Genomic DNA, 13,133 nt, shown 5'->3' on the forward strand with positions numbered 1-13,133 from the left:
CAATAAGCGAAGGAACTACTCATGCGCTGGAAAGGTAATCGACGCAGCGACAATATTGACGATCGCAGAGGACGGCGGGCTGTCAGGTCCAGCGGGACTCGATCTTCGATGGTGCCGCTGATAATGCAGCTCACCCGCAGTCGCGGAGGCTGGATGGTGATCGTCATTGCCGCAGGCTTTATGCTCTTTACGGGCACCGATTTAAAGTCACTGCTGGGATTGATGGGTAGCGAATCACCTTCGTCGACGAACGTACCCGTAGAACAATCTGCACAGGAAGCACAGACAGTCGACTTTATGGCGACGGTCCTCGCAGACACAGAGGACACCTGGAGCATGCTCCTGGCCAAGGGCCCTACCTCTTATGTCGAGCCCAAGCTGGTGCTTTATCGCGACTCGACTCGCTCAGCCTGCGGTCTGGGGCAAAGTGCCATGGGACCCTTCTACTGCCCCGGGGATAAAAAAATCTATCTGGATCTTTCGTTCTTTGAGGAGCTCAGTCGTCGCTATGGAGCCCCGGGAGACTTTGCCCAGGCCTATGTACTTGCTCATGAGGTCGGGCATCACGTTCAGATGCTGCTGGGAATTAGTGAGCGCAACCATGTCGCGCGACAACGTGCATCAGAGGTCGAAGCAAATCGCTTGAGCGTCCGCCAGGAACTGCAGGCCGATTGCTTCGCCGGACTCTGGGCCAACCATGCTGACCGGGCCCGGCAAATTCTGGAGACTGGAGATGTAGAAGAAGCTCTTGCCGCGGCAACAGCCATTGGCGATGACACTTTGCAGCGTCAGGCACAGGGTCGTGTAACGCCGGACTCGTTCACCCATGGCAGTGCTGAGCAACGTCTGCGATGGTTTACGATGGGGTTGGAGCAAGGCTCGCTAAGTAGCTGCGATACCTTTAATGCAGACCGGCTCTAGGCTGCTGCTGGGACACAAAGAAGACTAGCTGTAACGCGTCACAGGTGCTGGCCGCAGCACCAGCCGGATGCCCAGGCCCATTGAAAGTTGTAACCGCCCAACCAACCGGTAACATCCAATGCCTCGCCTACAGCAAACATGCCAGGCACTCGCTTCAGTTCAAAGGTTTTTGAGGACACCTCGTCGGTATCAATGCCCCCAAGCGTGACTTCCGCCGTTCGATACCCTTCACTTCCACCGGGCATAAAGGACCAACTATTCAAACGTTCACCGATAGCCGTGAGTTCCGGGGGAGAGAAACTGCCAACCTTTTGATCTTCAAACCAGCTATCAGACATCAGCTCTACCAGACGCTTGGGGAGATGCATCTTCAATAAGGCCACCAATCGCTGCTGTGGATTAGCCTCCCGCGCCATGATAAGCCAGGCTGGCGCGTCAATATCAGGAAGCAAGTTGATATCCACCGGCAGCCCTTCACGCCAGAATGACGAGATCTGCAGTATGGCCGGACCGCTGAGGCCCCGGTGGGTGAACAGCAAGTTCTCCCGAAAGCTCTCGCCCCCACAGCTCGCAACCACTTCTGTGGAAATCCCGGAGAGAGGCTCATAGCTCACCTTGTCACTGGAGTTCCATGTCAAAGGCACCAGCGCAGCGCGGAGTGTATGTAGCTTGAGACCCAAATCCTTGGCGGTGCGAAATGCCAAGTCACTAGCGATCTTGGGCATGGATAATCCCCCCGAGGCGATAACGACTTTGTTTGCCAGGTACTGGTTGTCGTTCGTGGCAACGCCAAAGCCATGCCCCTCGTTAGGACTAATTGATTCAACCTCCTGACGCAGGCGAACCTCTACCCCCGCATAAGCGCACTGCTGCAACAACATAGCCACAATTTCCTTTGCGCTGTTGTCACAAAATAGCTGCCCCAACTTTTTTTCGTGATAGTCGATACCGGCTGTCTCCACCATTTGTATAAAGTCTGACGGTGAAAACCGCTTCATCGCGGAGATACAAAAATTAGGATTCTCGGAGAGGTAATGCTCCCGGGGATCGGCAAACAGGTTCGTGAAATTACAGCGTCCACCTCCGGACACCAAAATTTTGAGCCCAACCTTTGGCCCCTTCTCGAGCAGCAGAACCCGCAAGCCGCGATACCCCGCACTGATGGCGCACATGAGGCCGCTTGCACCGCCGCCAACAACAATCACATCGTGAGTCAACACGTCCTTATTCATCGAAACAGCGCTGCCATAAACCCTCAAGCACCTCTTTGCCAAGTTTGTTCAGCGTGTTGATATTGGTCACAGGTACCGAATCAATATCAGGATGCCCCGCAACAGCACGTTCTACACTTTCCTCTCGAAGCAGATGCAGCATGGGATACGGTGAGCGATTGGAGTAGTTCTCAGCGTCATCGGGGCCCGTGCCGGCAAACTGATACTGCGGATGAAAACTGGCGACCTGATAGATTCCCTCGAGCTGCAGCTGCTTGAGTAAGGCCTCACAACGCCCCAGAAAGTCATTAAATTCATAGAAGTCACCCAGTATATCGGGATGCACTATGAAGGTTGTTTCAATCTCAGCGTGTTGCTCAAGCCGCTGTAACTCCATCTCCAGCGCTCGCAACAATAGTTCTTCATCTTTTGCATCGCAGAGAAAGAATCTTACGCTGCCCTTATCCAGCTCACGCTTTGCAAAAGGACATAGGTTGTACTGAACCACAACGCGTTCTATCCAAACACGAGACGCGGCTAAGGCATGACTACTCAGGGGTATAACTCCCACTTGTGTATGCTCAGATGAACGACTGAGCACCACGCAAAAACTGACAGATTAAGTGTATGAATCGGCTACGGCAGATACTCGTGCTTTACCCAATCCACCTCCATCACCCAATCATCGCTTATTGCAGAGTCGTTGATCTTCGCGAAGTTGAGGATCGCAAAAAATGGTTCTGACAACGCATCGCTCATTCCTTCGTTTCGGTAGACCTCAACACCATCCAAGCGATAAATAACGTCACCACCCAACCACTCCACCGAGTACTCGTGGTAATCGTCAAGACTGGCTTCCTGCACCAGCATTAAAGCCTGCCAATCACCATCATCGCAGGCACCATTGCTCTTGATGGCTCGCGCCGCATAGTGGTCCGGACCGCCATCGCCATGATGCTCAAAAATATCGATCTCACCGGACCCGTACATGGGCCAACATACGATTTCGTCGGGCTCCTGTACTGGGGGCTCGTTATTCAAAGCGCCCAACAACCACCAGGCTGGAAACATGCCGGACTGACCGCTATTTTCGACCCTGAGCCTTGCGGTCCAACGTCCCTTCACAAACTCCTTGCGGTTTTTCGAGGCGATGCGCCCGGCCACATACTGAGTATCCGGATGCTTTACCCCCTTCTTACTCACGATGTCACAGGGGCGCTTTTCCCCGAGATCTACTACTCGCAGCTTCAAGGTACCGTCGCTGACTTCCCGTGTATTGAACTGGTTGTCCGGTACGTAACAGTGATCCTCTCCATTCACAAAGACCTGCTGGTCCTGCCAGTTCTTTGGGTCAAATCGGTCAAAGTCGTCAAAAAAATCAACTTGCCAAGCCGTGCCTGAAATGTCTTCGGCAAGCGAGACGCTCATTCCGAGACTCCAAATTGCAGCAATCGCCACAATCGGTTGGATGAGTTTTTTCATAACGTAGTCTTAGCTATCCCGAACATTCACAGTAAATTCGGAATCGCACATCTCCTTGTCACTCTCTTGTTAAGCATACATGGATTTCCTTGCCTTTCGTCATATACTGTATGTATATACAGTACTATTAATGAGCTTTGCACACGCTATTCCGACAATCTAAATAAACGAAGCCCCATCCTTTATGTCCTATTGCGAACTCCATTGCCTGTCCTGCTATAGCTTTCTCCGCGGCGCCTCCCGCCCGGAGGAACTCGTCGCGCAGGCTGCGGCGAACGGCTATGCCGGTATCGCCATTACCGATGAGTGCTCTTTGGCAGGCGTAGTCAAAGCTCATGTGGCCGCTACGGAACACAACATCCCACTCATCATAGGCAGTGAGTTCAAGCTGAGCGAGGGTATACATTTAGTAGCACTCGCACCCAATCGGATTGCCTACGGGGAGCTATCAGGCTTAATTAGCCTGGGAAGACGTCGCAGCCCCAAAGGAGAATACGAAGTCACCCTCCGTGATGTGATCTTCCATCTCAAACGCTGTCTGCTCATTTGGCTACCAAAGGAAGACAGCGACGTTAATCGCGGTTACGGAAAACAGCTGGCAAGACTGTGTCGAGAAAGAGTCTGGATCGGCGTGCATTACCTGCTGGGTAACGACGAGCTACGTCGTTACCGTGCGCTGCAAACCCTGGCCGGAAAGCTTCAACTTCCGCTCCTTGCCTGCGGTGATGTGCAGATGCACAGCGCAAACCGCAAGCCCCTTCACGATGTCATGACTGCCCTACGATTCAACTGCAGTGTTCCTGAACTGGGTAGTCGTCGACTTCCCAATGCACAGCAGCATTTACGTAGTGTCAGACAGCTAGAACGCCTCTTTCCCTCTGAGTTACTGGAAGAAACTCTCAATGTCGCCAAGCGATGTCAGTTCAGTCTTAAGGAGCTGCGCTATGAATACCCCGAAGAAGTAGTTCCCGATGGACATAACGCCCGGGACTATCTACGGGAGCTTACTTGGCAGGGTGCTAACCAGCGCTGGCCGGATGGAACACCCTCAGTCATCCGAGAGCGCATTGAAAAAGAGCTCGCATTGGTTGCTGAGCTGGACTACGAATACTACTTCCTTACCGTGTACGACATCGTTCGCTTCGCACGGGAGCGCGGCATTCTCTGCCAAGGCCGCGGCTCAGCAGCGAACTCTGTGGTCTGTTATTGCCTGTTTATTACCGAAGTATCTCCAGAAAAAATCTCTCTGCTTTTGGAGCGCTTTATATCCCGAGAGCGCGACGAGCCTCCAGACATCGATGTGGACTTTGAGCATGAACGCCGGGAAGAAGTCATCCAGTACATCTATGACAAATACAGTCGGCGTCGGGCGGCCCTTGCAGCCACCGTGATCACATACCGGGCTCGCAGTGCTGTACGTGATGTCGGCAAGGCGCTGGGACTAGACCCCATCTTTGTCGATGACTTAGCAAAGTCTCTTTCCTGGTGGGATAAGCAACGCGATCTAGAGGCACGGTTCAGTGAGCATGGGCTGAAAACCGAGCGTCAGGACGGCGAACCCAATACGGCACAGCTCTTCTATCAACTGGTACAGGAGATCATGGGTTTTCCACGGCATCTGTCCCAACATGTCGGCGGCTTTGTGATATCTCGAGGCCCTATCTCGCAGCTAGTACCCATAGAAAATGCCAGCATGGCGAATCGCACCGTCATCCAATGGGACAAAGACGATATCGAAACATTAGGTTTACTGAAGGTCGACGTTCTAGCACTGGGCATGCTCTCGGCGATCCGCAAATCTCTGGCACTGGTAAATCGCTATGACCCGCGCATCCGCCAGCTTCAGGATATTCCCGCCGAAGACATTGCGACCTATCGCATGCTGCAGAACGCAGATTCTATCGGTGTCTTTCAGATTGAGTCCCGAGCGCAGATGAGCATGCTGCCTAGATTAAAGCCCGCATGCTTCTATGACCTTGTCATTGAAATCGCCATCGTACGTCCCGGCCCTATTCAAGGGGATATGGTGCATCCCTATCTACGTCGCAGACAGGGTTTAGAGGACGTCAGCTATCCCGACGAAGCGGTGAAAAATGTTCTTGAGCGTACGCTGGGCGTGCCTATTTTTCAGGAACAAATTATTCGCCTGGCTATGGTCGCCGCAGGCTTTACCGGCGGTGAGGCTGATCAACTACGCCGAGCAATCACTAACTGGGGTCGCAACAGTAAGCTACTGAGTTTCGAACAAAAACTCACGCAAGGTATGTTGCGCCGGGGTTATAGCGAAGACTACGCACGACGACTCTTCGACCAGATAAAAGGCTTTGGTGGCTATGGCTTTCCTGAATCGCACTCGGCGAGCTTTGCCTTGCTTGCCTATGTATCGTCATGGCTCAAATGCCACCACCCCAGCGCGTTCTACGTTGGACTATTGAACAGCCAGCCAATGGGCTTCTATACGCCTTCACAGCTCATTCAGGATGCCCGCCGCCATGGTGTCATCCCGCTACCTGTGGATGTAAATCATAGCGACTGGGATCATCAATTGCTCGACGATGGCGAACAAGGCACACATGCTCCCATCCGACTGGGTCTACGTTTGATCAAAGGCTTATCCAGAGATGCAGCAATGCGTATCAGTGCCGCCTGTAAGCGTTCACCTTATCGCCAGATTTCTGATTTACGCCGACGGGCGGAGCTAAATCGTCGAGATATGGAGGCACTGGTAGACGCCGATGCACTAGCGAGCCTAAGCGGTCATCGGCATCAAGCGCGCTGGCAGCTCATGGCCCTGGAGCCCTCACGCCCGCTACTTGAGTACGAACTGCAGGCGACAGGGACAGCCCTAAATGATGATGTCAGCCTGCCAGAACCCGCGATTGCCGAGTCGGTTATCGCCGACTACCGCAGCACTGGCGTTACGCTCCGGGCGCACCCACTCGCATTGCTTCGCGACCAAAAACCTTTCAACACCTGTAAGCGTCAGCAAGATCTCGCGGCACTCAGCGATGGTCGCTTTGTGCGCATCGCCGGACTGGTGACCTGTCGGCAACGACCCGGCACTGCTTCCGGCGTACTCTTTTTGACTCTGGAAGACGAAACCGGTAACAACAACGTGGTCGTGTGGCCAACTGTGCAACAGAACTTTCGTGAGGCACTCATGAAAGGTCGTCTGCTTGTGATCAAAGGCACTTTGCAAAAACGTGATGGCGTCACACACATCATCGCCGGTGCATTGTTTGATCACAGTGACGCTTTGGGAAATCTCGGACTAAAGTCTCGGGACTTTCATTAAGGACCGATGCATAATTTGATCGGATGTAGAAGATTGTGGTTGTGCATTGATGACGCGGGTGAAAATCCATAGCTTTGGGGAAAAACCACGCAAACCCTAAAAATAACACTGCAAATGTTAATGACTTCTACGAACTATCAAAGGCACTGCAATGAGCGATATCCCGGAAGGATTTGAACCCATATTTAGAACCAGTCCTTACCTGGAATTGTTAGGGCCCATTTTTAATAAGAAAACGAAAGCCACTTTGATCATAGGGCTACGAGCAGAAGAAAAACACTGTAACGCTCGCGGACTGGTACACGGCGGCGTATTCAGTAGCCTTGCCGATGTTGCTCTTGGCTACAACGCCGCCTTTCAAGGAGAGCAGCCGGTTCCCCTTGTTACCGCAAACTTAAGTATCGATTATGCTGGATCAGCCAAACTAGGCGATTGGATTGAGGTGCACACAGACACGCAGAAAGTCGGTAAAAGCATGGCTTTTGCCAATTGCTATTTCCTGGTGGACTCCAAGCGAATCGTGCGGGCAAGCGGCGTGTTTAGCGTAATCAAGACATAACAAACGCAGATAGAGAATCTAGATGCAGATCATTGATCGAATCGAGGACTTAGAGGCGCTTTACGACTCCACGGTACCGGGAGCCATAACGAAAGTCAGAACCCACATAACCCCTGCATATCGCAAGTGGATTGACGCCTCACGTTTTGTTGTTCTTTCAAGCGTTGGCCCTGCCGGGACTGATGCGAGTCCGAGAGGCGATACAGGCTCTGTCGTTAAGATAAAGAATCAGAACACAATTTGGATTCCGGACTGGCGAGGAAACAACCGACTAGATTCGCTACGAAACATCGTCCAGGATGGACGTGTCAGTCTGATGTTCATGATCCCTGGCAGCAACAACGTTGTACGCGTAAACGGCTCGGCGGTGTTGACCGCAGACGAGAGTATTACCCATCATTTTGAACGGAAAGACGTGCATCCCAAAACCGTTGCCGTAGTTAAGGTCGCCGAAGTCTATTTTCAGTGCGCCAAGGCACTGATGCGTTCACGTTTGTGGCAATCCGTCGATGAAAGCGCCCGGGCCCCCACCGCTGGAACCTTCATTAAGGAAGTGCAGGCTGAATTCGATGCAGAGGAATACGACGCGGGGTACACGGAGTATTCAAAGGATCGAATGTGGTGAACCTAAAAATCAGGAACCGCAAAAGCACTTCTTGGTGAGCAACTTCCGCTGACTCCGCATACCGCAGGTGCTTACCAATGAGGCAAGCGGTCTTAAGTGCTACTGGCTGGCCAGTTGGAGTTCGTGGTCCTCGGCATCCAAGCTACCAAGGGAGTCCGCAATTAGGCCGTCCTCACCAAGAACCCATGCTTCGTACCCACTGTGCTCAGTGCGGTCGTTGATCAGGGTCGCCGCTATCCCAGGCTGCCGTATAGCCTTTAGCAATCTCTCGAACGTCGAGCTCAGCGTCGCGCATAAAACCTCTCAATAAGTCCCGATAGAGCTCGGGTTCACGACTAATCGACCGATGACCGGCCCCCGGAATAACTTCGAAGCGGGCCCCAGGTACCAACTGGGCAAAACCTTGTATTGTTTCTGGTCGGGCCTCATCAAACTCACCGGTGACGAACAAGGTAGGCACATCAATCTCACCAAGACGCGGTATCAGATCAAAATCCTGCAAGCTGCCCGTAGCATAAAATTCCGTGGGGCCCCACATCTGCTTATAGATCACGGAATTCCAAGGCGCGCCCGGACAATCCACCTCCTCTTTAGCGTCTCCGCGGGACACAAATTGCGAATAGAAGATATCGGTTGCCGCAACGTAATCCGGATGTTCTACGCTGCCATCGGCCTCATGCTTGTCCAGCACCGCCTGTACCTTTGGATCCAGTGTGGCGCGTAATGCATTGGCGTCGCGAATCCACAAAGGCGTACTAATCAAAGGTGACGATAAGGTTAAAGAGACAATCCCCTGTGTACCCTTTTCCAATACATAGTAGGCCGCCAGCGCTCCGCCCCAGCTGTGTCCCTGAAGATGCATGCGCTCAAGGCCCAACTCATTACGCAGAGTGTCCAGGGCTTCCACAAAGCGATCGCGATTCCAAAGGTCTGGATTACGAGGTCGACCGGATCGCCCTGAACCCAATTGGTCATAGCGAATAACGGCTCGCTCGTCCGACAGGGGGTAAAGCAATTGCAAGCCACAGGAGGTGCCACCCGGACCACCATGCACGGTCAGTAAAGGCACTCCATCACCTCCGCCGGCAATTTCGTACCACAGCGGACCGCCCTGAACTTCGACAAAGCCTGAACGATGCTCTGACTCAGCATGACTCGCGAGGCTGAACATAAAAATGCCGAGGGCGAGGATCGTAGTTTTGATCATAGTGGTGCTCCGAGCGCGGTTTGTCGTCATGAAAACGGTGCCACCAAAAACATCCGCAGAGTGGCAGATCGCAAAAACCGGCGGCAGAACAGGCTTAGCGCCTCATATCCTTAAGGCGTAAGACGTAACAGCCTACCTGGTTTAGTTCCGCTTTCTTCCAACACCCAAATGCTGCCATCAGCGGCTTCTTCTACGCTACGAATACGCGCCCCCATGTCATAGCGTTCCACTTCTGTGGCCGTCCCATCATCACCCAACTCAACACGAACAATCGCACGGGACGACAAACCAGCAATCAGGGCATTTCCACGCCAGTCGGAAAACGCTTTACCTCGATACACCAGCATATCTCCCGGTGAAATCACTGGGGTCCACCAAAGAGCAGGGGCATTAAACTCTGAATGTGTATCGTGATCGGCCATTTCCCGGCCGTCATAGTGATCACCATTAGACACGACGGGGTAGCCATAATTCGCTCCGCGCTCAATCAGGTTGAGTTCGTCACCGCCTGCGGGCCCCATTTCAACACCCCAAAGTCGGCCATCCAAGTCGAGAGCAAGACCCAATACATTGCGATGCCCCAGAGACCATATCTGTGGGTAGACGCCATCATCATCGACCTTAGGGTTTTCCGAGTAGTAGTCTACAAATGGATTGTCCTTCGGCACTGAACCGTCGTCATGCAAACGAACCAGCTTTCCTGCATTGGACTGCATGTCCTGCGCCGTTGTGAACTTCTGCCGGTCGCTGGAAGTTATCCAAAGGTAGCCCTCATTATCGAACAACATGCGGTGTCCGTAATGTCCGTAGCCCATCAGTTTTGGATATTGCCGCCAGATAACCTCTAAGTCACTGAGGCTTGGCCGGCGACCCGACTCGTCGAGAATTGCTCGGGCCACAACGGCACCCTGGGTGCCGCCCACGCCGGCCTCAGCGTAACTAAGATAGATCATATGGTTATCCGCAAAGTCGGGATGCAGAACAACATCACCCATACCACCCTGACCGCCGTAGCGTACGTCGGGCATGCCAGCCACATCGCGAGACTGCGACCCATCTTCTTTGACGATAAACAGACTTCCCTTCACCTCGGTCACAAGTAATCGTCCATCAGGCATCACAGCCACGGACCATGGGTCATCAAATTTAGCGACCTCCGACACGGTAAAAGGCAGCTCTGCCTGCGCAGGAACAACCGCAAGCATGACAACAAAAAGTATCAGGGGATTCAGTAAGTACTTCATCGTAGGTCCTTATATTGGCGAACACATTTTAAGCAAAGAGGTCACAATACTATCTGCTCGAGGCCACCTGAAAACAGGGGCGGTAAGTGGAAGGATCAATCTTCATCCTGCCATCACTAACAAAGCCCTCCAGCAAGCTGGCCAAGCCGGCAATAACCTCGCCCTCTCCATGCAGTTGGTACGGACCATGAGCCTCAACGGCTCTCACTCCGAAGTCTTTGACGTTTCCGGCGACGATGCCCGAAAACGCTCTGCGAAGCTCTGCGACCAACTGATGACTTGGCTGATCCCGATGAAGAGAGAGCGCCGCCATATTCTCGTGCGAAGGCAAAAATGGCTGCTGCAACGCTTCTGGAATGTGCAAGGTCCAGCTGTAACTAAAGGACTCGTTTTGCGCGATACGCTGACGCCGCACTGCTTTAATAGACGCCTTCATCGCACCGGCCACTGCCGCCGCATCGCCGTTGATAATAGTGTAGTGCTGTGCAACTTCATCACCGAGGCACAGGCGAAGAAATGCGTCGATCTGCGCGAAGTATTGGGCACTTCCTGCAGGCCCGGTGAAAATCAGGGGTAGCTCAATATGAGCATTCGCCGGATGCATTTTAATGCCCAATAAAAACATGATCTCTTCGGCAGTACCGACGCCACCGGGGAAAACGAGAATACCGTGTGCGACTCGCACAAACGCTTCGAGGCGCTTTTCGATATCAGGCAGGATGACCAACTCATTCACTATCGCGTTGGGTGACTCTGCCGCAATAATGCCTGGCTCGGACAAGCCCACGTACCGTGTATCACTTTTGAGCTGCTTCGCATGAGCAATGGCGGCCCCCTTCATAGGGCCCTTCATGGCGCCCGGGCCACAACCGGTACAGATATCAAAGCCGCGCAAGCCCAGTGAGTAGCCGACAGTTTTTGAGTAATCGTATTCTGTGCGAGAGATCGAATGCCCCCCCCAACACACCACGAGACCGGGCTGTACGTTGCTACGCACAACATTCGCATTACGCAAAATCCGAAACACCGCGTCGGTGATACCCTCGGAACTGCCTAGATCGAAAGTTTGTTGCTCTGCCAACTTGTGCTCGGTGTACACGATATCTCGCAGAGCTGAAAACAAGTGATGCCGAATTCCCTCGATCATTTTCCCATCCACAAAGGCCTCGCCTGGCGCATTGAAGAGTTCCAACTTCAAACCCCGGGGCTCTGGGATCACGCGTAACTCGAAGTCAGCGTAAGCCTCATAGACCTTCCGTGCGTCATCAACATACCCATCGGTGTTGAGGATCGCCAACGCACAGCGTCGAAAGAGTTCATGCAGACTTGCATCCGCATTGGCAAGACTCGACATTTCACGCTGGGTCAGTAGATCGAGAGTCTGAACGGGGCGTACGGAAGCTCGGGCAATGCGCGCGACAGTGGTATCACTACCGCCGGTCGTTTCGCCGGCAACTTGCTCTGGAATATTCATACGCCAAGTATACCGCGACGGCGTGACAGCATTGTAAAAGTGCTATCCGTCAGTTTTCGGGGCTAAACTTGAGTGCACGTAGCGAAACGTTAGGTTAATTCGCGGTCCGCAGGGTCTCGCTTGCTTGGCGACCTCATGTCGCCAGTTTTCCTGGGTGTCTCCGCGCATGATCAATAGGGTGCCACAGCTCAGAGGCACACGCAGGGCTTTGATGTCATTACGATGTCGATGCTTGAGCCGGAACACGCGCTCTTCACCCAAACTCAAAGACGCTATTACCGGCTGTGAGCCCAGCTCAGGCTCGTCATCCGCATGCAGACCCATGCTGTCCCTATGGTCGCGATACTGGTTGGCAAGCACGCTGTTAAAGCACGCTCCGCTGAGTTCTTGAATCCGCTCGCGCAAGGCCGCAAGCCCGGGAGTCCAGGCCAGGGGCTCATGATGAATCCCTGAGTACCGATAGGACACTCCAGTGTCTCCGTACCACGCCAGTAGACGAGGCTGCAGGTAGCGTTTACCAAAGAGCTGGATAGGCTCCTGACGCCACTCTATTTCTCGTTGAAGCTCGTCAAACAGAGCATCGCTGGATGCGCCTAGATCCGGGGCCCGATAGATAAGCAGCTCACCCCCAGGCAAGTCGAGCTGCTCTGCGCCATCCCTGGCAAACAGGTCACTCACGCTTGTTGCCCATAGCTATCCAGCATTGCATCTAGCGGCACCCTGACACCAGGCCACACTCACTTTCCAAAATCGAGTAAACACAGGTCTAGGGAGCGTTCCGTTACTGTGACGGCTATGGCTGCGTAAAATTCCATCTGACTTTGCGCCGATGCGCTCTATCGCCCCAGGCATTTCGTCGGGAGACGGCACATTGGTGTGCCAAATTCGCAATACCTCGCCGTCTTGTGCCGCAGCAGCAAGCTTCGCGCCATGGCTTGCTGAAAGCGGCATCAAAGAAGCGTGCTCACCGCTTAACGTTACTGGCCGGTGCCAAGACATCGTCCGCATCCTGTTACGTATTAAATTCGCGCAAGCATGCCATGAAAGGCTATCGATGCAACGGGCTGAGGCAGCTTGACGGCACCGCGGACTACCCATAAAAAACCCGCTTCGAC

General features: G+C 53.4%; 11 protein-coding genes. 4 read left to right on the forward strand and 7 right to left on the reverse strand.

The window, feature by feature from the left end:
- Positions 1 to 21 precede the first annotated feature (21 nt).
- Complete coding sequence (locus tag ACI9KD_RS06375; protein WP_414980326.1) at positions 22 to 921, forward strand: neutral zinc metallopeptidase; 900 nt, start codon at positions 22 to 24, stop codon at positions 919 to 921.
- Between the two features lie 38 nt (positions 922 to 959).
- Here ACI9KD_RS06375 and ACI9KD_RS06380 read toward each other — a convergent pair whose 3' ends face one another.
- The 3 genes from ACI9KD_RS06380 to ACI9KD_RS06390 form a co-directional block, all read right to left on the reverse strand.
- A complete protein-coding gene (locus ACI9KD_RS06380; protein ID WP_414980327.1) occupies positions 960 to 2,153 on the reverse strand; it encodes an NAD(P)/FAD-dependent oxidoreductase in 1,194 nt (397 codons plus the stop codon).
- Positions 2,146 to 2,703, reverse strand: coding sequence for a DUF1415 domain-containing protein (locus ACI9KD_RS06385; RefSeq protein ID WP_414980328.1), 558 nt, complete (start codon positions 2,701 to 2,703; stop codon positions 2,146 to 2,148). The genes ACI9KD_RS06380 and ACI9KD_RS06385 overlap by 8 nt, the downstream gene beginning before the upstream one ends.
- 65 nt (positions 2,704 to 2,768) lie before the next feature.
- On the reverse strand, positions 2,769 to 3,614 hold the full coding sequence (locus ACI9KD_RS06390; RefSeq protein WP_414980329.1) for a family 16 glycosylhydrolase: 846 nt from the start codon (positions 3,612 to 3,614) through the stop codon (positions 2,769 to 2,771).
- 184 nt (positions 3,615 to 3,798) lie between these two features.
- Between ACI9KD_RS06390 and ACI9KD_RS06395 the strand changes: the two genes are divergently transcribed.
- The 3 genes from ACI9KD_RS06395 to ACI9KD_RS06405 all read left to right on the forward strand — a co-directional run bounded on the left by ACI9KD_RS06395 (position 3,799) and on the right by ACI9KD_RS06405 (position 8,093).
- Positions 3,799 to 6,909: an error-prone DNA polymerase gene (locus ACI9KD_RS06395; RefSeq protein WP_414980330.1), complete on the forward strand. Its 3,111-nt coding sequence runs from the start codon at positions 3,799 to 3,801 to the stop codon at positions 6,907 to 6,909.
- 151 nt (positions 6,910 to 7,060) lie between these two features.
- Complete coding sequence (locus ACI9KD_RS06400; protein ID WP_414980331.1) at positions 7,061 to 7,468, forward strand: PaaI family thioesterase; 408 nt, start codon at positions 7,061 to 7,063, stop codon at positions 7,466 to 7,468.
- Positions 7,469 to 7,490: 22 nt separating this feature from the next.
- Complete coding sequence (locus tag ACI9KD_RS06405; RefSeq protein ID WP_414980332.1) at positions 7,491 to 8,093, forward strand: MSMEG_1061 family FMN-dependent PPOX-type flavoprotein; 603 nt, start codon at positions 7,491 to 7,493, stop codon at positions 8,091 to 8,093.
- Between the two features lie 205 nt (positions 8,094 to 8,298).
- Here the strand turns inward: ACI9KD_RS06405 and ACI9KD_RS06410 are convergent, their stop codons facing one another.
- The 4 genes from ACI9KD_RS06410 to ACI9KD_RS06425 form a co-directional block, all read right to left on the reverse strand.
- Positions 8,299 to 9,300 (reverse strand): proline iminopeptidase-family hydrolase, encoded by a 1,002-nt coding sequence (locus tag ACI9KD_RS06410; protein WP_414980333.1) that lies wholly within the window; start codon positions 9,298 to 9,300, stop codon positions 8,299 to 8,301.
- A 110-nt stretch (positions 9,301 to 9,410) separates the two neighbouring features.
- Complete coding sequence (locus ACI9KD_RS06415) at positions 9,411 to 10,544, reverse strand: PQQ-dependent sugar dehydrogenase (RefSeq protein ID WP_414980334.1); 1,134 nt, start codon at positions 10,542 to 10,544, stop codon at positions 9,411 to 9,413.
- Between the two features lie 49 nt (positions 10,545 to 10,593).
- Positions 10,594 to 12,018 (reverse strand): nucleotide 5'-monophosphate nucleosidase PpnN, encoded by a 1,425-nt coding sequence (gene ppnN / locus ACI9KD_RS06420; RefSeq protein WP_414980335.1) that lies wholly within the window; start codon positions 12,016 to 12,018, stop codon positions 10,594 to 10,596.
- 42 nt (positions 12,019 to 12,060) lie between these two features.
- Positions 12,061 to 12,696, reverse strand: a complete 636-nt coding sequence (locus ACI9KD_RS06425) for an alpha-ketoglutarate-dependent dioxygenase AlkB family protein (protein ID WP_414980336.1) — start codon at positions 12,694 to 12,696, stop codon at positions 12,061 to 12,063.
- Between the last annotated feature and the right edge of the window lie 437 nt (positions 12,697 to 13,133).

This window comes from Congregibacter sp. (assembly GCF_047617445.1).
Taxonomy (GTDB): Bacteria; Pseudomonadota; Gammaproteobacteria; order Pseudomonadales; family Halieaceae; genus Congregibacter.